Here is a 25,775-nt window from a genome sequence, read left to right as displayed (position 1 = left end):
TGCCTCCCGGGAGCAGTATCCAAATCTTCTCACGCCGACAGACCGCAGCGGCTCGGGCGCGTTTATTCGTCGATGCACGAAGCCGTCGTTCGCCTGATCGAAGCCTCCGCCGCTCTGTTGCCGATTTACAACTGGGCTCGCTCCAATGTCGACAAAGACCGACAACATGGCCGCCGAGACGCCGCGCGATGGTCCGCTCCGATTTTCGACCAGTCATAGCTTTCGCACTGGGTCGAAGGCAGTCCAGGGCCGCATACGGCCTCTCCCCGCAATCCACGAAGAACCTTTTTTGCCCATCACGCCTGGCATCCAACGTGCTTCTGACTAAGAAAGACGCAGTTACAACCTGAAAAAGCGCCGACGCGCCATCTGCGCCAGAATTGACGCTATCGGCACTTCGCCTCGAACGGAGGTCAGAAATGGACAACGGGACCAACAACATCACGCCCACGCCCGGCACCGGCGAGCCGCGCCGCCTGCATCCGCTGGTCGCGACGGCTGCGGGCGCGGTCATCGTCGCGAGCCTCGCGGCGACGGCCGCCCTTACCGGGATTTTCCCGGGCGCGCATAGCAATTCGGCGCAAAATCCGCAGACGCAAACGGCAGCGGTCGCGCAGCAGCAGCCCGTGGTTGCGCCCGCCGCGCCGCCCGCAGCCCAGCCGATGGCCGCGCAGCCCGCGCCCGCTCCCGCTCCCTCTGTTGCGCCCGCGCAAGCCGCGACTCAGCCGGTACAGCAAGCGCCCGCGCAACCATCATACGCACAGCAGCAGCCGCAACACCCGGCGTATTGCTCGACGTGCGGCACGGTCGAAGCCGTCTCCGCCGTGCGCCGCGAAGGGCACGGAACGGGCATCGGCGCGGTCGGCGGCGCGGTGGCAGGCGGCGTCGTCGGTAATCAGTTCGGACGCGGCGGCGGCCGCACCGCCATGACGCTGCTCGGCGCGCTCGGCGGCGGGCTGGCTGGCAATTCGGTCGAAAAGCACCTGCGCAGCGAAACCGACTATTCCGTGCGCGTGCGGATGGAAAACGGCAAGACGCGCTACTTCACCTATCATCAGCAGCCGCCGTTCGCGCAGGGCCAGCATGTGCGCGTGCATAACGGCACACTGGTCGACGCAGGGTAACGAGCGACTGCCTCACGTAAAAAAGGGCGACGGGTTTCGCGACCCGTCGCCCTTTTTGCATCGAAAGTGATCTGCGCTAGTGATCCCGTTGCGAGCTGCGCGCGGGATTCGGTCTGCCACGCATGGCCATGTACGCCCACCAGACGTAGCCCGAGAAGCCGTACAGCACGAACAGGCAAAACAGCATGACGGGCGGATCGGACGAAACGAGCACGAACGCCACCACGACCAGCAGCACGCCCGCGAACGGCACGCGATACCGTACGTCCAGCGCCTTGCCGCTGTAGAACGGCGCGTTCGACACCATCGTGACGCCCGCGTAGACGGTCAGCGCGAACGCGACCCACGGCAACCAGACGAGCTTGAGCGGCACGCGATTGTCGGTCGCGAGCCACACGAAGCCGGCGATCAGCGCCGCCGCGGCCGGACTCGGCAGGCCTTGGAAATAGCGCTTGTCGACCACGCCGACGTTCGTATTGAAGCGCGCGAGCCGCAACGCTGCACCCGAGCAGTACACGAACGCCGCGAGCCAGCCCCAGCGCCCGAGGTCCTTCAGCACCCATTCGTACATGACAAGCGCCGGCGCGACGCCGAACGACACCATGTCCGAAAGGCTGTCGAACTGCTCGCCGAAGGCGCTCTGCGTATGCGTCATGCGCGCGACGCGGCCGTCCATGCCGTCGAGCACCATCGCGACGAAAATGGCGATGGCCGCGATCTCGAAGCGCACGTTCATCGCCTGAACGACGGCGAAGAATCCGCAGAAGAGCGCCGCCGTGGTGAACGCATTCGGCAGCAGATAAATGCCGCGCTTTCTCAGGAATTGCTGCCGCTTGGCGCGCCGCGTTTCCACGGCGCCGACGTCCTGCGCCGCCTTGTTGCGACGGAACGCGCGCGGCGGCGTTCCGTTCATGCGGTTCCGGCGCGGTTTGAATGCCGCCATCGACGCCCCCGCGTTATTCCGCGAACTCGGCGAGAATCGTCGACGAGGCGGACACCTTCTCGCCGATCGACACGCGCGGCCGGCTGCCCACCGGCAGATAGACGTCGACGCGCGAACCGAAGCGGATAAAGCCGTAACGTTGGCCGCGGGTGAGCGGCTCGCCGGCGTGCACGTAGCAGAGAATGCGTCGCGCGATGAGTCCGGCGATCTGCACGGACGTCACCGTATGACCGCCCGCGGTTTGCAGCACGATCGCGTTGCGCTCGTTCTCGGTGGACGCTTTGTCGACCGCCGCGTTCAGATACGCGCCCGGAAAGTACTGCACCTTGGTGATCGCGCCATCGACAGGCGAACGCTGCGAGTGCACATTGAACACGTTCATGAACACGCTGATCTTCAGCGCCTCGCGGCCCGCGTACGGATCGTGCGCGGTTTCGACCGCGACAATGCGCCCGTCCGCCGGACACAGCACGGCATTGGCCTGCGTGGGAATGGGGCGCGGCGGATCGCGGAAGAACTGGACGACGAAAATCACGATCAGCCAGAAGATCCAGGCGAAGCCGAAGCCGCCGATCGCCTGCACGAGAATGGCAACGACGGCCGCGATGGCGATGAACGGCCAGCCTTCGCGGGCAATGATCGGATGGGGATAGTTCATGAACGATGTCTGTGTTTTTAAAACCCGTAGGATAGCAAAAGCCGCCCTCGGCACAGCGGCTTCGGGCGGCTTTCGTGACAGCAAGAACCGTGACGCGCGAAAAACTTAGTTCTTCGACTGGTCGACGAGCTTGTTCTTCGCGATCCACGGCATCATCGCACGCAGCTTCTCGCCGACCTGCTCGATCTGATGCTCGGCCGTCAGGCGGCGGCGCGATTGCAGCGTGGGCGCACCGGCGCGGTTCTCGATGATGAAGCTCTTCGCGTATTCACCCGTCTGGATGTCCTTCAGCACGGCCTTCATCGCCTTCTTCGTCTCTTCCGTGACGATGCGCGGACCCGTCACGTACTCGCCGTACTCGGCGTTGTTCGAGATCGAGTAGTTCATGTTGGCGATGCCGCCTTCGTAGATCAGGTCGACGATCAGCTTCAGTTCGTGGAGGCACTCGAAGTACGCCATTTCCGGCGCGTAGCCCGCTTCCACCAGCGTTTCGAAGCCGGCCTTGATCAGGTCGACGGTGCCGCCGCACAGAACCGCCTGCTCGCCGAACAGATCGGTTTCCGTTTCTTCACGGAAGTTCGTCTCGATGATGCCCGCGCGGCCGCCGCCGTTGGCCACCGCGTACGACAGCGCCACGTCGCGCGCCGAGCCGGTCTTGTCCTGCGCGACCGCGATCAGGTGCGGCACGCCGCCGCCTTGCGTGTACGTGTTGCGCACCGTGTGACCCGGCGCCTTCGGGGCGATCATGATGACGTCGAGGTCCGCGCGCGGAATCACCTGACCGTAGTGCACGTTGAAGCCGTGCGCGAAAGCGAGCGCCGCGCCGTTCTTGATGTTCGCGTGGACTTCCTTCGCGTACACCTCGGCGATCTGCTCGTCGGGCAGCAGCATCATCACGACGTCCGCGCCCTTCACCGCTTCGGCCACTTCCTTGACCGGCAGACCGGCGTTCTCGGCCTTGCTCCACGAAGCGCCGCCCTTACGCAGGCCGACCGTCACGTTCACGCCGCTTTCCTTCAGGTTCAGCGCGTGCGCATGGCCTTGCGAGCCATAACCGATGATGGTGACTTGCTTGCCCTTGATGAGGGAGAGGTCGGCGTCTTTGTCGTAGAAAACTTTCATGGTGGTTCCTTGAGTCCTGGGTCTGTCTCCGCGCGAAGCAGAGGGAATGAGTCGAGTTGCGTGTGGTGCTACACCTTCAGGATGCGCTCGCCCCGGCCGATGCCGGAACTGCCCGTGCGAACCGTCTCCAGAATCGCTGTGGCGTCGAGCGCCTGAATGAATGCGTCCAGCTTGTCGGACGCGCCCGTCAGTTCCATGGTGTAGGTCTTTTCGGTCACGTCGATGATGCGGCCGCGGAAGATATCCGCCATCCGCTTCATCTCTTCGCGTTCCTTGCCGACTGCCCTTACCTTGATGAGCATCAGCTCGCGCTCGATGTGGGCGCCCTCTGTCAGGTCGACCACTTTCACCACCTCGATCAGGCGGTTCAGGTGCTTCGTGATCTGTTCGATCACGTCGTCCGAGCCGATGGAGACGATGGTGAGCCGCGACAGCGAACTGTCTTCGGTCGGCGCCACCGTCAGCGTTTCGATGTTGTAGCCGCGCGCGGAAAAGAGCCCGACGACACGCGATAACGCGCCCGGCTCGTTTTCCAGCAGTACGGAGATGATGTGTTTCATGTGCGTGTTTCCCGATATGTCCAGAAGAAGCGTTCGTACGAAAAGCCCGCGCGCGGCGCTCGTCCTTTGTGGAGACGGGCGCGCGCGAGCCTCGCGTGACAAAGCCGCGTTAGAGATCCTCAGAGCCGAGCAGCATTTCCGTGATGCCTTTGCCTGCCTGCACCATCGGGAATACGTTTTCGGTCGGATCGGTCTGGAAGTCGAGAAACACGGTGCGATCTTTCAGACGCAGCGCTTCCTTGAGCGCCGGTTCGACGTCCGCGGTCTTTTCGACGCGAATGCCGACGTGGCCGTACGCTTCGGCGAGCTTCACGAAGTCGGGCAGCGCGTCCATGTAGGAACTGGAATAGCGCTTTTTGTACTCGATCTGCTGCCACTGGCGAACCATGCCGAGATAGCGGTTGTTGAGCGAGATGATCTTGACCGGCGTGTTGTACTGCTTGCAGGTCGAGAGCTCCTGAATGCACATTTGGATGGAGCCTTCGCCCGTGATGCAGACCACGTCCTCGTCGGGATAAGCCATCTTGACGCCCATCGCGGCGGGCAGGCCGAAGCCCATCGTGCCGAGGCCGCCCGAGTTTATCCAGCGGCGCGGCTTGTTGAACGGATAGAACTGCGCCGCCCACATCTGATGCTGGCCGACATCCGAACACACGAAGGCGTTGCCGTCCGTCAGCTCCGCGAGCTTCTCGACGACGTATTGCGGCTTGATGATCTCGCTCTTGCGGTCGTAGGCGAGGCAGTCTTTCGAGCGCCAGCCTTCGATCTGGTCCCACCACGACTTGAGCGCGGCCGTGTCCGGGCCGTGCTCCGCGTGCTGAAGCTGTTCGATCAGCTCCTTCAGGACTTCCTTCACGTCGCCGACGATCGGGATATCGACCTTCACGCGCTTCGAGATGGACGACGGATCGACGTCGATATGAATGATCTTGCGCGGCGACGAAGCGAAGTGCTTCGGGTCGCCGATCACGCGGTCGTCGAATCGCGCGCCGATGGCGATCAGCACGTCGCAGTGCTGCATGGCCATGTTGGCTTCGTACGTGCCGTGCATGCCGAGCATGCCGAGGAACTTCTTGTCACTCGCGCGATAGCCGCCGAGGCCCATCAGCGTGTTCGTGACGGGATAGCCGAGCAGGTCGGCGAACTGGTTCAGTTCGCGCGATGCGTCCGCCAGAATGATGCCGCCGCCGGTGTAGATGTACGGGCGCTTCGCCGACAAGAGCAGTTGCACCGCCTTGCGGATCTGGCCGGAGTGGCCCTTCGTGACCGGGTTGTACGAGCGCAGCGACACGCTCTTGACCGGCTCGTAGCGGCACGGGGCTTTCGACACGTCTTTCGGAATGTCGATCAGCACCGGGCCGGGACGCCCCGTGCGCGCGATGTAGAAGGCTTTCTTGACGGTAGCGGCGAGATCGCGCACGTCCTTCACGAGGAAGTTGTGCTTGACGCAGGGCCGCGTGATGCCGACGGTGTCGCATTCCTGGAACGCGTCGAGGCCGATGGCCGCAGTGGGCACCTGCCCGCTGATGACGACGAGCGGAATCGAATCCATGTAGGCCGTGGCAATGCCGGTGACGGCATTCGTGACGCCCGGGCCGGAAGTCACAAGGCACACGCCCACTTTGCCGGTCGAGCGCGAATACGCGTCGGCGGCGTGCACGGCGGCCTGCTCGTGGCGCACGAGAATGTGCTGAATCTGGTCCTGCTTGTACAGCTCGTCGTAGATGTAGAGTACCGAGCCGCCGGGATAGCCCCACACGAACTCGACGTTTTCGTCGGCGAGCGCGCGCATCAGCACCGTCGCGCCGATCGAATCGGCTTCGTGAGAGGGAGTGGTATCCGACGTGGAGAATTCCGCGCTAGGCATGTTCATTCATCACCTTTCGAATTTTCGGCAAAAAATTGATCGGGTGCTCTCTGCCGGGCTTGTGGCTCGGGTTCAAGCGGCGCGTCTTGGTTTGACAGGCGAACTTCTTGGGCTCGCCTCAAAGCAGACAATTCACTTTATGATGCGAGTCGAGGAAGATAGCCCGGTTTCGCGTCGACGGTCAAGCAAAAACTTCCCCGGCGCGCTCGAGGATTCGTCGTTCGCGCGCTCGTCCCGCGCTTCGCTTATGCGGTGCCGAGCAACAAATCGTTTGCCGATGCTCCCGCGACAGCGAAAATTTGCTAGCATCCGCAGGTTTTCCTGGAACTCCACAATCTCTTTCGACGCAAATTCGTTGCGCCGGGTCCCCAACGGATGGCATCAGACAAGGAACTCGCCGATTTTCTGGCGGGCGTCGAAAGACGCGCGTTCAAGCAGACCGTGTACACCGTCCGCGACGACGACGCGGCGCTCGACATCGTCCAGGACGCCATGATCAAGCTCGCGGAGAAGTACGGCGACAAGCCGTCGCCCGAGCTTCCGCTTTTGTTCCAGCGTATCCTCCAGAATGCGACGCACGATTACTTTCGCCGCCAGAAAGTACGCAATACCTGGATCAGCCTGTTCTCCTCGTTCGGCAGCGCAGACGACGACGAGTTCGACCCGCTCGAAACCTTCGAATCCGAGGACGGCGCAACCTGCAGCGAAAGCAGCGAGAGCCGCCTCGCGCGCGAACAGGTGCTGAACCTGATCGACGCGGAAATCCAGAAATTACCGGCGCGTCAACGAGAAGCTTTTCTCATGCGTTACTGGGAAGATATGGATGTCGCAGAGACGGCCGCCGCGATGGGCTGCTCCGAGGGCAGCGTGAAGACGCACTGTTCTCGCGCCACGCACGCTCTCGCGCAAGCCCTGAAAGCCAAAGGGATCACGCTATGAGTTCCGCTCTTGAAACGAAGGAAAACGAGTTCGCGCTGAAGGTCGTTCGCGCGCTCGACGAAAGCACGTCGGCCATTCCGGCCGCCGCGGTGGACCGGCTCGCCCAGGCGCGCCGCGCCGCGATTGCGCGCAAGAAGCCCGAGAAAGTAGCCGTCGCCGCCGCCGCGCCTGTCTTCGCGCCGGTTCTGGCCGGCGCGGGCGCCGCGCTCTCGGCCGGCGGTTCCGGCGACGCGCACGGCCGCAAGAGCCTGTTCGCGCGCCTGGGCGGCTTCGGCCTCGCGGGGCCGGTGTTCGCGCTCGCCGTGGCGCTCGCGGGCATCGCGTATTGGGAAGACCAGCAGCGCAAGGCCGAACTCGCCGATATCGACGCAGCAATGATGAGCGACAGCCTGCCGCTCGACGCCTATCTCGATCACGGCTTCAACGCGTATCTGACGCGCAATCACTAAGTATCGAACCGAGCGGGGGAATTTTCGGGTGAGTTACAAGCGCGGTCTCGCGATTGTCTTCGGCTGCGCGATTGCGGGTCTGGTCGCGTTCGCCGCTACTTACCCGCGCTTCTATTCGTCCTCCACGGCGTCCGTGTCCGCCGCCGCGCCCAGCGGCGCGAGCGCGGGCACAGATGCGTCGCTGTCGCCGCTCGCCGCGCTTGTCACTGACAATCCGCTTTCGTGGAGCCGCCTGACGGAGGCACAGCGCGTCGCGCTCGCGCCTTTCGCCACGCAGTGGGACTCCTTCAGCGACGAGCGCAAGCAAAAGTGGCTCAAGATCGCTTCGCGCTATCACCGCATGTCGCCGGACGCACAGAAGCGGCTGCAGCAGCGCATGGAGGAATGGGTGCGCATGACGCCCGACCAGCGCAAGGTCGCGCGGGAGAACTACCAGGTCTCGAAGCTCGTGCCGCCCGACAAGCGGGAAAAGGCCTGGGACGCGTATCAGAAGCTCTCGGAAGAACAGAAGAAAAAGCTCGCCGCGAGCGAGCGCAGCCGCCGCCCGACCGTGGTCAGCGCGCCGCCGACCGGCAAGGCCGAAGTGAAGGACATCAACCGTCTTGTGGCGGCGCGCGAGCAGGGCCACGCGGCTTCGCACGCGGAAGCGGGACCGGGCGCGGGCGCTCCGGCTTCCGGCGCGCCGATGCCGCCCGCCGTGCCGAACGCCGCGAGCATCGTCCCGGCTACGCCGATTCCCGTTTCGCCGCAGCAGGCGCCTTCGATGTACAACGGTTCGTGATCCCGCGATGAGCGTCTCCGCCGCCGCGACCCTCCCGCCGCTCTCCGCGCCGAGCCTGCGCCGGCGTCTCTTCGCGATGGTCTACGAAGGCGTCATCCTGTTCGGCGTCGTGTTCATCGCCGGATATCTCTTCAGCACGCTCACGCAGCAACGCAACGGCCTCACGCATCACGACTGGCTGATGTCGTGGATCGGTCTCGTGCTGGCGGCATATTTCGTGTGGTTCTGGACGCACGGCGGCCAGACGCTGCCGATGAAAACCTGGCGCCTGAAAGTCGTCGATGCGCGCGGTGAGCCGCTCACCGTCGGCCGGGCGCTCGCGCGCTACGCGCTCGCGTGGCTGTGGTTCCTGCCGCCGCTCGCGCTGCACCCGCTCCTTTCGCTGGCGGTGCCGCAGACGCTGATCGTGCTTGCCGTCTGGATCGCGCTGTGGGCGGCGGCTGTCTGGCTCGATCCGGCCCGCCAGTTCCTGCACGACCGCCTCGCCGGCACCCGCATCGTCGCTGCGTAAGTCATTCCCTGCCCCGCTTCCCGCGTAATAAGAACTTCTCGTGACTGTCACGGCTCGGTCACAGCCGCACGGCGTAATGCGCATACCAAAACTCGATGCGCGAGCCAATGGCCCTCCACCCGACAGTCACGCCGGCATTCGACGCTTCCACCGCTTACCGCTCGCGCAGTTCCGGCGTGCGCGTCGATCCATCAGCGCTCGTGCCGGAGTCGCCCGATGCGCCTGAGGCCGGGGCGCCTGCCGCCGATGGCGAATCGGCGGACGGAACGCATCGTTATCGCACGATCTGGCTCTCGGATATCCACTTAGGCTCAGGCGGCTGTCAGGCCGCCTATCTGCTCGACTTCCTGCGGCATCACGAATCGGAATACTTGTATCTCGTCGGCGACATCATCGACGGATGGCAGCTTCGCAAAGGCTGGTTCTGGCCGCAGGCGCACAACGACGTCGTGCAGAAAATCCTGCGCAAGGCGCGCAAAGGCACGCAGGTCGTCTATATCCCCGGCAATCACGACGAAGCCGCGCGCCAGTTCTGCGACCTCGCGTTCGGCGACATCCACGTACGCGGAGAAGCGTTCCATACGACGCTCGCGGGCAAGCGCCTGTGGATCGTCCACGGCGATCTTTTCGACGGCGTCATTCAGCACGCCAAGTGGCTCGCCTATCTCGGCGACACCGCGTACACCGCGATCCTGCTGCTCAACCGCTGGTTCAATCGCGTGCGCACGAAGCTCGGTTTCAATTACTGGTCGCTCTCGCAGTACCTGAAGCATCAGGTCAAGAACGCGGTCAATTTCATCTCCCAGTTCGAACGCGTGATGACCGATGAAGCGCGCCGCCGCGGCTGCGACGGCGTCGTGTGCGGGCACATTCACAAGGCCGAGATTCGCGACATCGACGGCATCCTGTACTGCAACGACGGCGACTGGGTAGAGAGTCTTTCCGCGCTTGTCGAAACCTACGACGGCGAACTCAAGGTCGTCTACTGGACCGTCATGCGAGCGTCCGAACAACCCGCCGCGAAAGCCCGCGCGACGGTGTGAACGCATCCATCAGGCACAGGAAACCGCAATGAAAATCATGATCGTGACCGATGCATGGGAGCCGCAAGTCAACGGCGTCGTGCGCACACTCAAGAACACGAGCAAGGAACTGACGGCGCTCGGGCATCGCGTGGAGATGCTGACGCCGCTCGAGTTCAAGACGATTCCCTGCCCGACCTATCCCGAGATTCGCCTCTCGCTGATGCCGGGCCGTCATGTCGCAGAGCGGATCGACGCGTTCGATCCGGATGCGCTGCACATCGCGACGGAAGGCCCGCTCGGCCTTGCCGCCCGCTCCTACGCGCTGCGTCACAAGCTGCCGTACACAACCGCCTATCACACGCGGTTTCCCGAATACGTGAAGGCGCGCTTCGGCATCCCGCTCGCAATGACGTATCGCTTTTTGCGCTGGTTCCACGGACCGTCGCAGGCGGTGATGGCGCCGACGCCCGTGGTCAAGAAAGATCTGGAAGCCTACGGATTCACGAACGTCGTGCTGTGGACGCGCGGCGTCGATCTCGACATCTTCCATCCGATGGACTCGAAGGTGCTCAACACCGCGCGGCCGATCTTTCTGTACGTCGGGCGGGTCGCAATCGAAAAGAACGTCGAAGCCTTTCTGAAGCTCGACTTGCCCGGCTCGAAATGGGTTGCGGGCGAAGGCCCGGCGCTCGCCGAACTGAAGTCGCGCTATACGAACGCGAACTATCTCGGCGTGCTGTCGCAGCCGGAACTCGCGAAGGTGTACGCCGCAGCCGATGTCTTCGTGTTCCCGAGCCGCACCGATACCTTCGGCCTCGTGCTGCTGGAAGCGATGGCCTGCGGCACGCCCATCGCGGCGTACCCGGTCACGGGGCCGATCGACGTGCTCGGCGAACACGGACCCGGCGCGCTCAACGACGACCTGCGCGAGGCGTGCCTTCAGGCGCTGAAGATCGACCGCGCCGACGCCCGCGCCTGGGCCGAGCGCTTTTCGTGGCGTGCGGCGTCCGAGCAGTTCGCGTCGCATTTGCGGCAGTTCGAGCCGCGCGCGCCGCGCGCCGACCGGGCGCCCGCATGACGCGTCGCCCGTTGGCGCAGGAACGCGCCGAAGCGAACGCCCGCACTGCGGCGGGCCGCATCATCGACCCGTTCGACGACGAAGCCGACGCGAGCGCCGATTCGGCCGATACGCCGCCGCGGGCGACCGAACCGCTCGGCACCGACGACCTGCCCTTCAATCCCTACAAGGGCAATCGCGGCTTCACGCGCGCCTGGCACGCGATGAAGAATTCGATCGCCGGTTTTCGCATCGCGATCCGCGAGGAAAGCGCGTTTCGCCAGGAACTGACGCTCGCCGCGATTCTGCTGCCGTGCAGTCTCTTCGTGCCGGTCGCGCCCGTCGAGCGCGCCGCGCTGATCGCGTCGGTGCTGCTCGTCCTGATCGTCGAGTTGCTCAATTCGAGCGTCGAAGCCGCCATCGACCGCATCTCGCTCGAACGGCACGAGTTGTCCAAGCGCGCGAAGGACTTTGGCAGCGCTGCCGTGATGGTCGCGCTCGCGGTCTGCGTGCTCACATGGGTCATGATTCTGTGGCCGCTCGCGCCGGCCTTCGCAGCGTGGCTGGCGCGTCTCATCGACTGACAGCGCCCTGTCTCGTAAAGCCGCCGCCGGCCTGCGCGGTCAAGTCCGGAACGGAGAACGAGCGGTTTATAATCGTCCGATATTCTCAAAAATAGCAACGGAACCGGACGCGGGCATGTCTGCACGAGGCCGCCGCAACCGGATGCCAAGGTCGGACGACATGGAAGCCAAACCTCCCCGCCGTACCCGCGAACGGATTCTCGAGCTGTCGCTGAAGTTGTTCAACGATATCGGCGAACCGAACGTCACTACGACGACGATCGCCGAAGAGATGGAAATCAGTCCAGGCAATCTGTACTACCATTTCCGCAACAAAGACGACATCATCAACAGCATCTTCGCGCAGTTCGAGCAGCAGATTCAGAAGCGTTTGCGCTTTCCGGACGATCACCGGCCGACCATCGACGAGATGTGGTCCTATCTGCAGTACATGGCCGATTTCCTCTGGACGTATCGCTTTCTCTACCGCGACCTGAACGACTTGCTCGCGCGCAATCGCACGCTGGAAACACACTTCAAGCAGATCATCACGCACAAGGTGCGCTTTGCGCAGCAGCTGTGCGAGGCGCTCGTCGCCGATCAGGAAATGGTCGCGACGCCCGCCGAGATCGAGGTCATTGCGACGAACATCGGCGTGATCGCGACGTACTGGCTCTCGTATCAGTACGTGATGAACCCGCGCAAGTACAACGATCAGGAAGCGATCCGCGCGGAGCTGCATCAGGTGAGCGTGCACATCATCTCGATCATGGCGCCGTATCTGCGCGGCCGCTCGCGCCAGCTTTTCGACGACCTCGTGTCCGGCAAGCTGCCCAAGCGCGAGTACGCGGACTTCCTGCCGCCGCGCGACGATGCCGCCAACGCACCGAAGAACGAAACACCGAAGGATTCCCGATAATGAAGGCAGTGTGTGTATATTGCGGCTCCGCGCCCGGAGCCCGCCCCGTCTATGCTGAAGCCGCGCGCGCGTTCGGTCGCGCGCTCGTGGAGGCGAACTTGTCGCTCGTGTACGGCGGAGGCCGCGTCGGGCTAATGGGCCTGATCGCCGATGAAGTGCTCGCCGCCGGCGGGCGCGCGGTCGGCGTGATTCCGGAACTGCTGCTCGCGAAGGAAGTCGGCCATACGGATCTCACCGAACTGCACGTCGTGCCCGACATGCACGAGCGCAAGAAGAAGATGGCCGATCTCGCCGATGCCTTCGTCGCCATGCCCGGCGGCGTCGGCACGTACGAAGAGTTCTTCGAGGTCTATACCTGGGCGCAGCTCGGCTATCACCAGAAGCCGGTCGGCCTGCTGGACGTCAACGGCTACTTCGACCCGCTTCTGGCGATGCTGCGACATACCATCGACGAGGGCTTCATGCGCAAGCCGTATCTGGACATGATTCAGGTAGCCGCCGAGCCGAAAGAGATGCTCGCGAAGCTCGCGGCCTACACGCCGCCCGCGAACGACAAGTGGTCCGAGAAACGCAACGCCGTCTAAGGAGCAAACCGATGTCGAAAGTCATTCTGATCACCGGCGCGAGCCGTGGCATTGGCCGGTCGGCTGCGATTCTCGCGGGCGCGCGCGGCTGGTCGGTCGGCGTGAACTACGCGTCGAACGCGCAAGCCGCCGACGAAACCGTCGCGGCGGTGCAGGCGGCGGGCGGCAAGGCCATCGCGATTGCCGGCGACGTGCGCGACGAAGCCGCGATCATCGGCATGTTCGACGCCACCGAGCGAGCCTTCGGCAAGCTCGACGGCGTGGTGAACAACGCGGGCATCGTCGCGCCGGGCGCACCGTTGGCGGACATGGACATCGAGCGGCTGAAGCGCATCTTCGACACCAACGTGCTCGGCGCTTATCTGTGCGCGCGCGAGGCGGCGCGGCGTCTGTCGCGCACGCGCGGCGGCCACGGCGGTTCGCTCGTGAACGTGTCGTCGGCGGCGGCGCGGCTCGGGTCGCCGAACGAATACGTCGACTATGCGGGTTCCAAAGGCGCGATCGACGTGCTGACCATCGGGCTATCGAAGGAACTCGGCCCGCAAGGCGTGCGCGTCAACGCCATTCGCCCCGGCCTCATCGAAACCGACATTCACGCGAGCGGCGGCAAGCCGGACCGCGCGCAGGTGCTCGGCGTGCAGACGCCGCTCGGGCGCGCCGGCACCGCGGACGAAGTGGGAGAGTCGATCGTCTGGCTGCTCTCGGATGCGTCGTCGTATGTGACCGGCGCGATTCTGGATGTGACAGGCGGACGTTGAGTTCGCGCGCCGCACATCACAGGTCTTCGGGCGCGAAGCGCAGCTGATAGCCGCGCGCTTCGAGCATGCGCGCAATATCCATTTCCCGAAACGCCCGCTCGGCGATGCTGCGCTTCGTCCGATACTGAATCGTCGGCGGATCGATGCCGATGAGCCGCCGCCATTTGCAGTGCTGTCCGAAGAGCGACGTCATGTCGACGTCGCGATGCACCGCCCCTGCGTGTTCGATCCCGAAGCGCAGACAAACCTCGATCGGCGCGAATCGCAGGCCGACCGCTTCCAGTTCGGGCCGCAGCACGCACGTGAGCTGCACGTCTTCGTTGAGTGCGCAGTTCGTCCATTCCACTTTGAGCGGATCGCCGCCAATGGTGTCGGGCGCGGGAATCGTCATCCGGATCTCGGGATGGTCGATGAGTGCGCGCATCATGCGCCGGCTGCGCAAGCAAAAGCCGCCGTTAATCACCGGCATCACGGTCTGCCCGGGCTTGCCGAGTTCCGCGCTCCACGTGTAACGCGTGACCCAGCGCGTGCCGTCTTTCGTATCGATCCGTCCGACGTGCGCGGTCGGGCCGACGTAATCGTAGTCGAGGAAATCGTCGCTCCAGTTCGCGGTATCGAGCACCCAGCCGTCGTCCTGGACGATCAGCGCGAACTCCGTCTCCACGACGCGCCACAGCGCGTACATCATGAACCACGAGTATTCCTGATAGTTGAGCGGCGCGATCTTGCGATGCTCGATGCCGGGCGGCAAGCTCGCGGGCGCGTGCGGGCTGCACAGCACGGCTCGCGCGCCGGGCATCTGGCGCAGACTCAGCGTGAGCGCGTAGACGGCGCGCGTCGCGTCGGGCATTCCTGTCACGGAAACCAGTGTGATCTTGCTGAAGTCTTTCATCGCGTTCCCGCAAAAGCAAAGCGATGAAAATAAGGCGGCGCGCGGCGCGTGACTATCGACGGAGTTCTAGAAGCCGCCGTGCTCGGCGAGCCACGCTTCTTCGGCGGGCAGCGTCTCACGCCCGAGTATCCTGTTCCGATGAGGAAAGCGCCCGAACCGTTCGATGACTTCCGCGTGCCTCAACGCGGAGTCGTGAAAGCTCGCGACGCCCGTGTCGTCGCGCAGTTTCGCGAAAAGGCGCACGGATTCGCGCTGGCTCGGGAGCGTTTCGTCGTGCTGGAACGGCGTGTACACGAAGGCGCGGTGACAGGGGCTCGGCATCCGCAAATCGTCGCCCTGCTCGACCAGCTTCCTCGCGAGCGCGAGCGCCCGCGCGTCGCCGGCGAACGCGCGCGGCGTATTTCGATAAGCATTGCGCGAGAACTGATCGAGCACCACGATCAGCGCGAGCGCCGAAAGCGGCTCGCGCTCCCACGCCTGCAAGCCGCCGGCCTGCGCTGCTTCGATCAGGCTGCCGAAGCGCTCCGCGATCATCGCGTCGAATGCGCGCTTCTTGGTCCACCACTGCCTGCGCTCGGTGCCGAATTCGGGCGAACCCGGCGTGCCGAACCAGAAATCGAGGAGTTCACGCGCGCGGGGATCGCCGGTCAAGACGGTCAAGCCAGCTCCAGCACGAGCCGCCGCGTGCGCGCGCTCTTCTTCTCCAGCTTGGCAATGCGCAAGGTGCCGATCTCGCCGGTATTGCGCACATGCGTGCCGCCGCACGGCTGCAAGTCCACGTTCTGGATGCGCAGAAGCCGCACGCGGCCGAGGCCCATCGGCGGCTTCACGCTCATGGTGCGCACGAGTTCGGGGCGCGCGGCCATTTCGTCGTCGGTGATCCATTCCGTGCGCACGTCGTGCGAACCGCCGACGAGTTCGCGCAGCTTCGCCTCCACCGTTTCACGCTCGATCGGCTCGACGGTCGCGAGATCGAGCCGCGCGTAGTCGGTCGTGATGCTGCAGCCATCCACCGGATACGGCAGCACCGCGCAGATCAGGTGGCTCGCCGTGTGCAGCCGCATGTGCCGGTACCGCCGCTCCCAGTCGATTTCGGCGCTCACTGTGTCGCCGACCTTCAGCTTCGCGAGCGCGTCTTCCTGGCCGGGCGCGGGCACATGCACGGCATCGTCGGGCGTCGCGCCTTCGAACTTGGCCTTGCGCGTGTCCGCGATGGCGATGACCGTGCCGTCCGCGAGCGTCAGCGTCCCGGCATCGCCCGCCTGACCGCCGCCGAGCGGATAGAACACTGTCTTGTCCAGATGGATGCCCGCCTCGTCGATGGCGGTGACGGTCGCCTCGCAGCGCCTTTGATAAGCGTCCTCGCGAAAGAGTGCGCGTGTGCTCATGACTTCGTGTCCTCGAATGCGTCGGTTGATCGCAGATGATGCCGCAAACGGGCGCGGCCTCGCCCGGTACACAACGGGGCGAATCAGCCGGGACGGTTGCGCATCCAGTCGGCGGTATCGAAGAAGGATGTAAGCAGACGCTCGCGCAGCGGCTCGGCAAGGCCGATGTCCTGCATCGCCCACGCCATGCAGCGCAGCCATTGATCGCGCTCGCTCGACGCGATGGCGAACGGCAAATGCCGCGCCCGCAGCCGCGGATGCCCGAAGCGGCTGATGTAGTGATCCGGCCCGCCCATCCAGCCGCACAGGAACCAGAAGGTCTTGTCGCGCGAATTGTCGAGCGTCGGCGGATGCAGCGCGCGAATGCCCGCGAACTCCGGCTCGAGATCCATCAAATCGTAGAAACGGTCGACGAGCGCGCGCAGGCGCTCTTCGCCGCCGATCAGTTCGAACGCGGTCGGCGCTCGTTGTTGATTCGTCGCTTCGTCTTCGGAAGCCGGTTGATTCACTTCGCTCATTGCTTTGCTTTGACTGAAAACCTATGCGTCCCGCAGCGACTGCAGCGCCGGGCGCGCCAGCACGCGCCGCAGGCTGAGCCAGCCGCCGAGCCCCGCGCACGCAATGCCCGCGACGACGCCCGCCGGCACGAGCCACGGATTGAAATCGATATGGAACTCGAACACGCGCGATGCGAGCACGTAGCCGATGCCCTGCGCGCCGAGCGCGGCCATGAGGCCCGCCAACGCGCCGACCGCGACGAACTCCGCGACCTGCACCGAGCGCACTTGCCGGTGCGATGCGCCGAGCGCGCGCAACAGCGCCGACTCGCGCATGCGCTCGTCGCGCGTGCCGGCGAGCGCCGCGTACAGCACGAGCACGCCCGCCGCGAGCGTGAAGATGAAGAGGAACTGCACCGCGCCGATCACCTGCGCGAGCGTGCGCTGAATCTGCGCGAGAATCGGCGCGGTGTCGATAGCCGTGACGTTCGGGTACGCGGCAATCAGGCCGTCGATCATGCGCTGGTCGTTCGCGGGCAGATGGAAGCTCGTGATGAAGGTCGCAGGCAAGTCCGCGAGCGCCTCGGGCGGCATCAGCACGAAGAAGTTCACCTTGAACGAATTCCAGTCCACCTTGCGCAGACTGGTGACCGGCGCTTCCACCGGCAGGCCCGCCACGTCGAAACGCAGCATGTCGCCCATCTTCACGCGAATCGTCTTCGCAATGCCCTCTTCCATCGACACCTGCGGCTTGCCGCTCGTGCCATACCACGCGCCCTGCGTCACGCGATTGTCGTCGGGCAGCGCGGTCGTGTACGACAGGTTGAACTCGCGGTCCACCAGCCGCTTGGCGTCCGGCTTGTCGTAGCTGTCGGGATTCACCGCTTTCCCGTTGATCGCGATGAGGCGCGCGCGCACCATCGGCGAGAGCACGGCGTCGGGCTGGCCGTGGCCGTGCAGATAAGCGAGCACGCCGTCGCGCTGGTCCGGCTGAATGTCGATCAGGAACTCATTGGGCGCATCCGGCGGCGTAGCGTCGCGCCACCCCTTGATGAGATCGTTGCGCGTCATGCCGATCAGCAAGAGACACATCAGCCCGATGCCGAGCGCGGTGATCTGCAGCGCGCTCCCGCCGCTGCGCCGCTCCAGCGACGCGAGCGCATAGCGCCAGCCGACGCCCGCGCGGCTCCTCTCGCGCCGCACGAAGCGCGCCGCCGCCCACAGCGCCGCGCGCGCGATGACGCCGAAGAGCAGCAGCCCCGCCGCGAACCCGCCGGCGACGATCACGCCGAGCTTCAGCTCGCCCGCCGCGATGACGAGCAGCGCCGCGAACAGCAGTACGCCGACGCCATACGCCGCATACGCGACGCGGCTCGCATCGCCCAGTTCGCGGCGGATCACGTGGACGGGCGGCACGCGCGTGAGCGGCAAAAGCGGCGGCAGCGCGAAGCCGAGCAGCAGCACGAGGCCCATCGCGATACCCTGCAACGCCGGCCAGACGCTCGCCTGCGGCAACTCGACATCGACGAGCGAGCCGAGCGCATGCAGCAGCACCAGATGCCCGATGAACCCGAGCACGATGCCCGCCACGCTGCCGATCACGCCGATCGCCAGAAATTCGTTGACGAAAAGCGCGCGCAGCGTCCGCTGGCTGACGCCGAGGCAGCGCATCGCCGCGCAGCCGTCCAGATGCCGTCGCGCGAAACGGTGCGCGGCCATGGCGATGGCGACGGCCGCGAGCAGTGCCGTCAAGAGCGAAACGAGCGTGAGAAAGTGGCTAGCGCGGTCGATCGTCTGCCGCACTTGCGGCTGGCCGTCCGAGAGCGATTCGAGCGCCACCCCGCGCAGCTTGCCACCGTCGGTCTTGCCGCGCGCGAACTGCGCGAACCGCTCGACCTGCGCATCCAGCCCCGCCACGAGCAGCCGGTACGTGACGCGGCTGCCATAGCCGATCAGCCCGGTTCCCGCAATTTCGTCGGCGCGCATCATGAGACGCGGCGAGAAGTTGACGAACGAGAAGCCGCGATCCATTTCCCGCGTGATGACCGCCGCGACCGTGAAGGTGCGCGTGCCGACCTTTACCGCGCCGCCGACTTTCGTCTTGAGCGCGTCGAGCAGCGCAGGATCGACCCAGACGGTGCCGGGCGCGGGAATGCCTTGCGCGGGCGCGTCAGCGGCATCGGCGCCCGGCGCGATGCGCAGCGCGCCGCGCAACGGATAGCCCGGCGTCACGCCCTTGATTGCCGCGAGCCGCGATAGCGGCGTCTGCCCGCCCGAGCTGACCATGCTCGGAAAGATGGTCGTGCCCGCCGTGTCCAGCCCGAGCGCACGCGCTTCCTGCGCGAACATCGGATCGACGGGGTGATCGGCGCGCACGACGAAATCCGCGGCGATCATCTGACGCGCATCGCGGGCAAGCCCCTGCCGCATGCGATCCGCGAGAAAACCGACGCTCGACAGCGCGGCGACCGCCAGCACGAGCGCAAGCAGCAGCATGGTGAGTTCGCCCGCGCGCCAGTCGCGCGCGGTCATGCGCCACGACTGGCGCACGGTCTGGAGGAAGTCGAGTCGGGCGCTCGGGTGCGTGTGGTGCGGTGCGTGCGACGCTTTCGCCGCCGGTTTGTCGTTGGCCGCCGTGCTCAATCGTGCTTGCTCCGCAGGCGGCTGATGGGGTTATGCGTGCCCGGCAGCATGTGCTTGGCCATGCGCGAGACGCCGCCATGCACGCCGCGCACGAGACGCGGCAGCGCCCAGCCGGCGACCACCAGAAACGCGATCAGCATGACGAGGAACAAGAGCGGCACGAAGAACGCGAGCACGAGTCCGAGCGTCGCGCCGACGTCTTCGGTGGCGGATGCCGCCCAATTCGACACCGGCTCCGGCGAAAGATTGATGAGCGCGCGCGTGCCCGCCTTCGCGAAATGTGACGCCCCGGCGAGCGTACCGCCCGCGAGCGCGGCGATGGTAAGCAGCGTCGGATCGGCGTGGCCGAGCGAGCCTGCCGCCAGCACGGCGCCCGCCGGAATGCGAATCAGCGTATGAATGGCGTCCCACAGGGAATCGAGCGCGGGAATTTTGTCGGCGAGAAATTCGACGACCGCGAGCACCGCCGCGACGCCGATCACCCAAGGCGAGGCGAGCACCGCGAGCGTATCCGGCAGATGAATGACGCCCATGCGCTCGAAAAGGCCGGCGACGAAGACCGTGAGGTACAGGCGCAGCCCGCTCGCCCATGACAAGCCCGCAGCGAGCGAAAGTGACTCCAGCATTGCCGCCTCCTTGTGGCGCCAGCCGCGCTTTTGGCTTAGGCGCTGCTGTACCAGCTGAAACAATTGGCTTGCGACGGTGCTCTAAGCATGACCGGAAGAAGCCGCGACGCGGGCGCTCGTGAGATGAAACCGCCAGCCTTTCCCGCGCGAAAGCTGCAACCGCGCGAGGCGCCCGTCAGACTGACTTCAGACCATTATATCCACGCAAAAAGCGCGCGTTGCAGCGAGCGGCCAAGCGATTGCCGTTCCCGGCGCGCCGCGCTCACGCGACGCGCCTTTCAGTGGCCCGACGTGAGCTTGAGCCCGATCAGCCCCGCGACGATGAGCACAGCGCTCACGATGCGCGCCGCCGACACCGCCTCGCCCATGAACACGATCCCGAACACGAACGCGCCGACCGCCCCGATGCCCGTCCACACCGCATACGCGGTGCCGAGCGGCAACTGGCGCATGGCGAGCGCGAGCAGCACGAAGCTGCCGACGGCCGTGACGAGCGTGAAGACGGACGGCCCGAGCTTCGTGAAACCTTCGGACGTCTTGAGCCCCGCTGCCCACGCGACTTCCAGCAGGCCGGCGATGAAAAGAAGAATCCAGGACATTGGGTGACTCCCATGGAAATGGGGCCGTCCCCGAATGAGTCGATGCGCGTGCCGGCCGTCCGGCACGCGATTAGCTGATGAGCGAAGCCGAAATTGTAGCAAACGGGTTCATGCGCCGCGTGTCCCGCGCCAGCAAGCCGTGTCTTGAGGAACGATCGCCGCCTTCGCGTGCCCCCGCGCATCGTTCGACGCAAACGTTGCAAGAATCGACCAAGGAGCGTTCATGCATATCGATCCGGTGCTGCTCTCGCGCTTTCAGTTCGCGTGGGTGATTGCGTTCCATATCTTGCTGCCGGCTTTCACCGTCGGGCTCGCCTGTTTCATCGCCACGCTGGAAGTCAACTGGTGGATCACCAAGCGCGACGTCTACCGGCGTTTGTCGGCGTTCTGGCTCAAGATTTTCGCGGTGTCGTTCGGCATGGGCGTGGTGTCGGGCATCGTGATGCCGTTTCAGTTCGGCACCAACTGGAGCCGCTACGCCGACCGCACCGCGAATGTCGTCGGCCCCTTGATGGGTTATGAAGTGCTCACCGCGTTCTTCCTGGAGTCGGCGTTTCTCGGCGTGCTGCTGTTCGGCCGCAAGCTCGTGCCGCAATGGGCGCATGTGATGTCCGCGCTTTTCGTCGCGATCGGCACGCTCATCTCGTCGTTCTGGATTCTCGCCGTCAACAGCTGGATGCAAACGCCGCAAGGCTACCGTCTGCTCCCCGATGGCCGCTTCGAAGTGGTGAGCTTCTTCGACGTGATCTTTTCGCCGTCGTTTCCGTTCCGGCTGAGCCATACGGTGAGCGCGTTTCTCGTGACCACCGCCTTCGTGATTCTCGGCGTCGGCGCCATGTACATGCGTCAGGGCCGCGCGATCGAGGAAAGCCGCGTGATGCTGAAGATGTCGCTGATCTTTCTCATCATCATGGTGCCGGTGCAGATGGTGCTCGGCGACGCGCACGGCCTCAACACGCTCAAGCACCAGCCGGCCAAGCTCGCCGCGATGGAGGCGCTCTGGGAGTCCGGCTCGCGCGTGCCCGCCAATCTCTTTTCGATTCCCGATCAGGACGAAGAGCGTAACCACTTCGAAATCTCCGTGCCGGTGCTCGGCAGCATCTATCTGACGCACGATCCGAACGGCTACGTGCGCGGGCTCAAGGACTTTCCGCGCGAGGACCGTCCGCCTGTCGCGGTCGTGTTCTTTGCGTTCCACATCATGGTCGGTATCGCCATGCTGATGTTCCTGGTGGTGCTGTCCGGCATCGTGCTCTTCGCGCGCGGCAAGCTGGAACGCAGCCGGCGATGGCTGCGCGCGGCCACGTTCGCGATGCCGCTCGGCTTCATCGCCGTGCTCGCCGGCTGGACCACGACCGAAGCGGGCCGCCAGCCGTGGACCGTGTACGGCGTCCTGCGCACGCGCGACTCCGTGACGCCGTCGCTCACTACCGGCGACGTCGGCTTGTCGTGGCTGCTGTACGTGCTCGCGTATTGCGTGATCTTCGGCTCGGGCTACATCCTGTTGCGGCGTCTCGTACGCATCGGTCCGTCGGAGGCCACGCAGGGCCACGAGAACGAACTGCTTCAGCCGAAGACGCGCGCGGCGCGGCCGCTCTCGGCGGTTTCCTCGGGCGGCGATACGTCGCGACAAACGGCGGACGTCGCGCCGAGCGACGACATCGTGCCGCCGCGCCGGCCCAACTAGCCCTCTTCCAGAACAGGAGAACGCGATGCTCGATCTCGTGCCGCTGTGGGCCGCCATTCTCGCGCTGGCCGTGTTCATGTATGTGCTGCTCGACGGCTTCGATCTCGGCGTCGGCATGCTCTTTCTGCTGCGCCGCGACCACGACGAGCGCAATCTGATGATCAACTCCGTCGCACCCGTCTGGGACTTCAACGAAACGTGGCTCGTGCTCGGCGGCGGCGGACTCTTCGCCGTGTTCCCGCTCGCCTACGCGATCATCGTGCCGGCCGTCTATTTCCCCGTGCTCTTCATGCTGCTCGGCCTGATCTTTCGCGGCGTGGCCTTCGAATTCCGCGAAGTCGTCGGCGCGCGCAAGTGGCTCTGGGATCGCGCGTTCGCATACGGGTCGCTGCTCGCCACGTTCTCGCAAGGCATCGTGCTCGGCATGTTCATTCAGGGCTTTCCGATAGCGGGGCGGCAGTACGTGGGAACGAGCTGGGACTGGCTCGCGCCGTTTCCGCTGCTCGTCGGCGTCGGCCTGATATTCGGCTACGCGCTGCAAGGCTCGACGTGGCTCGTGCTCAAGACCGAAGGCGACTTGCAGGCGTGGGGCCGCAAGATGGCGCGCGTTGCGCTCATCGGCGTGCTCGCGTTCATTCTGCTCATCAGCTTGTGGACGCCGCTGAAAGACGCGCGCATCGCCGCGCGCTGGTTCGGCTTTCCGATGGCGTTCGCGTTCGCGCCTGTGCCGTTGCTCACCGCGTTTCTCGCGTGGAAGCTCTGGTCGAGCCTGTCGAAAGGCCGCGAAGTGCTGCCGTTCGTCTGCTCGATGGGCCTCTTCTTTCTGGCGTTCACGGGGCTCGTCATCAGCCTGTGGCCGTTCATCGCGCCGCCTTCGGTGACGCTATGGGACGCGTCGGCCGCGCCGATCACGCATCAGTTCTTTCTCATCGGAACGTTGTTTCTGCTGCCGGTGCTGATGATCTACGTGACCTGGTCGTACTGGGTGTTTCGCGGCAAGGTGCGCAGCGATATCGGCTATCACGTGGAATAAAGTTGTATCGGCTCGGTCAAAGTTTCTGCTGAACCGCGAGCGAGAGAATGCGCGTCCATTTCCGCGCTTCGGCGCGGTCGGCCATCGGCAGACGCCACTGGCTGTGCGCGGTATCGGCGACGTCGAGCATCACATGCCACGCGCCTTGCGCATCGTCTTGCGTCATGCGGGCATCGCGCAAATCCGCGAAGATGTAGTGCCCGCTCGCCTCGCCCACGCGCACGTCGAGCAGGCGCTTGTCGGCCGCGAGCCGCACGCCGCCCCAGTCGCGCTTCAGTTCGTGCGTCCAGTTCGTGGCGGCGTCGCCCTTGACGCGCGGCAGATTCGGCGCGATCTCGCGACGCCGCGCGATCCAGTACGCGATGCCCGCCGCCACTGCCGCCGCCACGACGACCGCGACGCCAACGGCGACGCCCAGCCCGAAGCGCGTATGGAGCGCGTCGAAGGACCACACCGCGCCGTAGATCAGCGCCGCGAGCGCAATGAGCGCGAGAACGATCGGCATGGTTACCTTTCGTGAATGATCGAAGCCGCCGTCATCACTGCGCCTTGTGCTTCGCGTTCCAGTCGCGCAGCGCCTGCAGCGTGTTCGCGACGTGCTGGTCCGGCGACAGGCTCGTGTACTCGTAGATGATCTTGCCATCCGGCGCGATCACGTACGACACGCGATTGGCCATCGAACTCTTGAAAGGCAGCGCGGCGTCGTATGCGCCGATGATCTTCGCGTCGGTGTCGGCCGCGACCGGAAACTTGCTGCGGCACTCGCTCACGGAAAAGCGCTGCAAGGTGCCGATATCGTCGTGCGACACGCCGATGACCGTGGCGCCCTGCGCCTTGTACTGATCGACCGCTTCGGCGAATTCGTGGGCCTCGATCGTGCAGCCCTTCGTGAATGCCGCCGGATAGAAATACAGCACGACGGGGCCTTTCTTGAGCGCGTCGGCGAGCGAGTAATCGTAGACGTTGCCGCCGATCGATGCCTGCGCGTGGAACGCGGGCGCGGCATCGCCCGGCTTGAGCGTCGCGCCCGCCACGAGCGGATAAGCCGCAGCCGCGCATGTGATCGCCGCCGAAAGCGCGACGCCTGCCACCGTCGTGATCCTTCTTTTCATGCGGATGTCTCTCCGTGATCGTTTCGAGGCGCGCTCAGTCGAGCCGCTGCTCGCTGAACCATGCCGCCGCCTCGACCTGAAGCGTGGCCAGCAACTCGGGCGTCAGTGCATCGAACGCCCGGTGAGCGAGCCGGATGTTGTCGAGCGCGACGATATCGCCGCGCTCGGTCGCCCGCGCGATGCCGAGCAGCGCGCCCAGTTCGCCCGCGCCCGCGAGAATGGCCGAGCGGATGTCGTCGGCCAGTTGCAGCTTATCGACAATCTCGGCGGGCTGCATGTCGACCACGACATGCACGAGCGAAAAGATGCCGGTCAGGAACGCGGCATCGGAGAACGCGTCATCCGAAGGACGCAACGCACCGGCTGCCAGTTCCATGAAGCGCGCCCGCGTGCCGACAAGCTGCACGAGCGGGTCGGAACGCCACGGCAAGCCACTGCCGTCCGCGTACAGCAGCAGTTGCGTCCAGCGCATCAGCTGGCGCGTGCCGGTGGCGGCGACCGCTTCCTTCAGCGACGAGACGTTGCGCGCGCGCGCATGTGCGCTCGAATTGGCGAGGCGCATGAGTTGCAGAACGACATCCGGATTGCGCTTCAGTTCGGCTTCCAGTTCGCGCATGCCGGGATCGCTGCCGAGCACCGACAGCAGCCGCAACAGCGTGCCGCGCGCCGGGCTCGCGCGCCGCGCCGAGAGCACTTGCGGCCGCGCGAAGAAATAGCCCTGGAAGAGGTCGAAGCCGAGCTGGCGCGCCTCATTGAAGACCTCGTGCGTTTCGACCTTCTCCGCGACGAGCACCTTGCCGTGCTGCTTCACGAGCGACGCGAGTTCGCACAGGTGCGCACGTTCGGTCGCGAGCAGATCCACCTTCACGATGTCGACCGATGGCAGCGCGGCGAGCAGCGTATCGTCGATGCGCGTGACGTCGTCGAGCGCGAAGCGAAAACCGCTGCGGCGCAACTGCGCGCAACGCTTGAAAAGCGCGTCGTCGAACTCGATGCTTTCCAGCAGTTCCAGCACGAAACGCTCGGGCTGCATGAGATGCACGATGTCGTCGAAGATCAGCTCGCGGCTCATGTTCACGTAGCCCGGATGCAGGCCGAGCACCGCCGGCACGCCCAGCTCCCCCACCGTACGCGCGACGACATGCGCGGTGGCCTGCACGTCGTCGTGAACGTCGGCGCGGTTTTCCGGGCTGTCGCGGAAAAGCAGTTCGTAGGCCGCGAGCGCGCCCGCGCCGTCGAGAATCGGCTGGCGGCCGACATAGACGCTCGGCTCCCGTCTCGCGAGCAGCTTCAGCCAGGAATCGGGCATGACGAAAACGGAATGAGGGCAACGAATCCGGCAGGCAAGGCGTGCCGGCATCGGCGCAAAGCTTTGCGGCCCGGCGCGTTTTTGTGACGCACGCCGGCCGGCGATGAAAGGCAATCGATCATGAAGCGT

27 protein-coding genes and 1 pseudogene are annotated in these 25,775 nt (G+C 65.1%); 13 read left to right on the top strand and 15 right to left on the bottom strand.

Annotated features, from left to right (window positions below):
- Positions 1–419: 419 nt before the first annotated feature.
- Positions 420–1,124, top strand: coding sequence for a glycine zipper 2TM domain-containing protein (locus P9239_RS09505; protein WP_309750210.1), 705 nt, complete (start codon positions 420–422; stop codon positions 1,122–1,124).
- Between the two features lie 76 nt (positions 1,125–1,200).
- Here P9239_RS09505 and pssA read toward each other — a convergent pair whose 3' ends face one another.
- From pssA to P9239_RS09480, 5 genes are all read right to left on the bottom strand, one after another.
- The gene (gene pssA / locus P9239_RS09500) at positions 1,201–2,067 is read right to left on the bottom strand and encodes a CDP-diacylglycerol--serine O-phosphatidyltransferase (RefSeq protein WP_309750209.1); all 867 of its coding nucleotides are present in this window, start codon (positions 2,065–2,067) and stop codon (positions 1,201–1,203) included.
- Between the two features lie 13 nt (positions 2,068–2,080).
- Positions 2,081–2,725: a phosphatidylserine decarboxylase gene (locus tag P9239_RS09495; protein ID WP_309750208.1), complete on the bottom strand. Its 645-nt coding sequence runs from the start codon at positions 2,723–2,725 to the stop codon at positions 2,081–2,083.
- A gap of 105 nt (positions 2,726–2,830) precedes the next feature.
- A complete protein-coding gene (gene ilvC / locus P9239_RS09490; protein WP_175944239.1) occupies positions 2,831–3,847 on the bottom strand; it encodes a ketol-acid reductoisomerase in 1,017 nt (338 codons plus the stop codon).
- Between the two features lie 68 nt (positions 3,848–3,915).
- Positions 3,916–4,407 (bottom strand): acetolactate synthase small subunit, encoded by a 492-nt coding sequence (ilvN, locus tag P9239_RS09485; RefSeq protein ID WP_008341906.1) that lies wholly within the window; start codon positions 4,405–4,407, stop codon positions 3,916–3,918.
- 109 nt (positions 4,408–4,516) lie between these two features.
- Entirely contained in the window at positions 4,517–6,280 is a 1,764-nt protein-coding gene (locus P9239_RS09480; protein ID WP_309750207.1) for an acetolactate synthase 3 catalytic subunit, read from the bottom strand.
- Positions 6,281–6,649: 369 nt separating this feature from the next.
- On the opposite strand from P9239_RS09480, the gene P9239_RS09475 reads away from it, so the two are divergent.
- The 10 genes and pseudogenes from P9239_RS09475 (at position 6,650) to P9239_RS09430 (ending at position 13,860) form a co-directional block, all read left to right on the top strand.
- Positions 6,650–7,213: an RNA polymerase sigma factor gene (locus tag P9239_RS09475; RefSeq protein ID WP_309750206.1), complete on the top strand. Its 564-nt coding sequence runs from the start codon at positions 6,650–6,652 to the stop codon at positions 7,211–7,213.
- A complete protein-coding gene (locus tag P9239_RS09470) occupies positions 7,210–7,662 on the top strand; it encodes a DUF3619 family protein (protein ID WP_309750205.1) in 453 nt (150 codons plus the stop codon). The genes P9239_RS09475 and P9239_RS09470 overlap by 4 nt, the downstream gene beginning before the upstream one ends.
- 28 nt (positions 7,663–7,690) lie before the next feature.
- Positions 7,691–8,443: a DUF3106 domain-containing protein gene (locus P9239_RS09465; RefSeq protein WP_309750204.1), complete on the top strand. Its 753-nt coding sequence runs from the start codon at positions 7,691–7,693 to the stop codon at positions 8,441–8,443.
- A 7-nt stretch (positions 8,444–8,450) separates the two neighbouring features.
- Complete coding sequence (locus P9239_RS09460; RefSeq protein WP_309750202.1) at positions 8,451–8,954, top strand: RDD family protein; 504 nt, start codon at positions 8,451–8,453, stop codon at positions 8,952–8,954.
- A gap of 266 nt (positions 8,955–9,220) precedes the next feature.
- Positions 9,221–9,997 (top strand): annotated as a pseudogene (locus P9239_RS09455) (UDP-2,3-diacylglucosamine diphosphatase); the annotation flags it as partial.
- 28 nt (positions 9,998–10,025) lie between these two features.
- Positions 10,026–11,057, top strand: a complete 1,032-nt coding sequence (locus tag P9239_RS09450) for a glycosyltransferase family 1 protein (protein ID WP_309750200.1) — start codon at positions 10,026–10,028, stop codon at positions 11,055–11,057.
- Entirely contained in the window at positions 11,054–11,620 is a 567-nt protein-coding gene (locus P9239_RS09445; RefSeq protein WP_309750199.1) for a diacylglycerol kinase, read from the top strand. Before P9239_RS09450 ends, P9239_RS09445 begins: the two co-directional genes overlap by 4 nt.
- Positions 11,621–11,780: 160 nt before the next feature.
- Positions 11,781–12,518 (top strand): TetR/AcrR family transcriptional regulator, encoded by a 738-nt coding sequence (locus tag P9239_RS09440; RefSeq protein ID WP_309750198.1) that lies wholly within the window; start codon positions 11,781–11,783, stop codon positions 12,516–12,518.
- Positions 12,518–13,102, top strand: coding sequence for a TIGR00730 family Rossman fold protein (locus P9239_RS09435; protein ID WP_309750197.1), 585 nt, complete (start codon positions 12,518–12,520; stop codon positions 13,100–13,102). The genes P9239_RS09440 and P9239_RS09435 overlap by 1 nt, the downstream gene beginning before the upstream one ends.
- A gap of 11 nt (positions 13,103–13,113) precedes the next feature.
- Positions 13,114–13,860 (top strand): SDR family oxidoreductase, encoded by a 747-nt coding sequence (locus P9239_RS09430; protein ID WP_309750196.1) that lies wholly within the window; start codon positions 13,114–13,116, stop codon positions 13,858–13,860.
- A gap of 16 nt (positions 13,861–13,876) precedes the next feature.
- Here the strand turns inward: P9239_RS09430 and P9239_RS09425 are convergent, their stop codons facing one another.
- From P9239_RS09425 to sugE, 7 genes are all read right to left on the bottom strand, one after another.
- Positions 13,877–14,752 carry a DUF5672 family protein gene (locus P9239_RS09425; RefSeq protein WP_309750195.1) on the bottom strand — a complete coding sequence of 292 codons (876 nt, stop codon included), beginning with the start codon at positions 14,750–14,752 and terminating at the stop codon, positions 13,877–13,879.
- 66 nt (positions 14,753–14,818) lie between these two features.
- Entirely contained in the window at positions 14,819–15,412 is a 594-nt protein-coding gene (locus tag P9239_RS09420) for a DUF924 family protein (RefSeq protein WP_309750194.1), read from the bottom strand.
- Positions 15,409–16,140, bottom strand: a complete 732-nt coding sequence (locus P9239_RS09415) for an alanyl-tRNA editing protein (RefSeq protein ID WP_309750193.1) — start codon at positions 16,138–16,140, stop codon at positions 15,409–15,411. Before P9239_RS09415 ends, P9239_RS09420 begins: the two co-directional genes overlap by 4 nt.
- An 83-nt stretch (positions 16,141–16,223) precedes the next feature.
- On the bottom strand, positions 16,224–16,658 hold the full coding sequence (locus P9239_RS09410; RefSeq protein ID WP_309750192.1) for a group II truncated hemoglobin: 435 nt from the start codon (positions 16,656–16,658) through the stop codon (positions 16,224–16,226).
- Between the two features lie 21 nt (positions 16,659–16,679).
- Positions 16,680–19,280 (bottom strand): ABC transporter permease, encoded by a 2,601-nt coding sequence (locus P9239_RS09405; RefSeq protein WP_404980047.1) that lies wholly within the window; start codon positions 19,278–19,280, stop codon positions 16,680–16,682.
- Positions 19,277–19,906, bottom strand: a complete 630-nt coding sequence (locus P9239_RS09400; protein ID WP_309750191.1) for a DUF4126 domain-containing protein — start codon at positions 19,904–19,906, stop codon at positions 19,277–19,279. Before P9239_RS09400 ends, P9239_RS09405 begins: the two co-directional genes overlap by 4 nt.
- Before the next feature lie 278 nt (positions 19,907–20,184).
- Positions 20,185–20,505 (bottom strand): quaternary ammonium compound efflux SMR transporter SugE, encoded by a 321-nt coding sequence (sugE, locus tag P9239_RS09395; protein WP_309750190.1) that lies wholly within the window; start codon positions 20,503–20,505, stop codon positions 20,185–20,187.
- A 223-nt stretch (positions 20,506–20,728) separates the two neighbouring features.
- Here sugE and P9239_RS09390 point away from each other — a divergent pair, with 223 nt between their 5' ends.
- Together P9239_RS09390 and cydB are read left to right on the top strand one after the other, a co-directional pair.
- On the top strand, positions 20,729–22,192 hold the full coding sequence (locus tag P9239_RS09390; RefSeq protein WP_309750189.1) for a cytochrome ubiquinol oxidase subunit I: 1,464 nt from the start codon (positions 20,729–20,731) through the stop codon (positions 22,190–22,192).
- A 25-nt stretch (positions 22,193–22,217) separates the two neighbouring features.
- Positions 22,218–23,225 carry a cytochrome d ubiquinol oxidase subunit II gene (gene cydB / locus P9239_RS09385; RefSeq protein WP_309750188.1) on the top strand — a complete coding sequence of 336 codons (1,008 nt, stop codon included), beginning with the start codon at positions 22,218–22,220 and terminating at the stop codon, positions 23,223–23,225.
- A gap of 16 nt (positions 23,226–23,241) precedes the next feature.
- On the opposite strand, the gene P9239_RS09380 is transcribed toward cydB, so the two are convergent.
- The 3 genes from P9239_RS09380 to P9239_RS09370 are packed head-to-tail and all read right to left on the bottom strand — an operon-like array spanning position 23,242 to position 25,646.
- Entirely contained in the window at positions 23,242–23,730 is a 489-nt protein-coding gene (locus P9239_RS09380) for a hypothetical protein (protein ID WP_309750187.1), read from the bottom strand.
- A gap of 34 nt (positions 23,731–23,764) precedes the next feature.
- Entirely contained in the window at positions 23,765–24,337 is a 573-nt protein-coding gene (locus P9239_RS09375) for a peroxiredoxin (RefSeq protein WP_309750186.1), read from the bottom strand.
- Positions 24,338–24,371: 34 nt separating this feature from the next.
- Positions 24,372–25,646: an EAL domain-containing protein gene (locus P9239_RS09370; RefSeq protein WP_309750185.1), complete on the bottom strand. Its 1,275-nt coding sequence runs from the start codon at positions 25,644–25,646 to the stop codon at positions 24,372–24,374.
- Positions 25,647–25,775: the final 129 nt, after the last annotated feature.

Origin of the sequence: Caballeronia sp. LZ062, from assembly GCF_031450785.1 — a bacterium.
Lineage (GTDB): Bacteria > Pseudomonadota > Gammaproteobacteria > Burkholderiales > Burkholderiaceae > Caballeronia.
The sequence above is the reverse complement of the archived record's forward strand: the minus strand, read 5'-3'. Positions and strand labels throughout refer to the sequence as shown.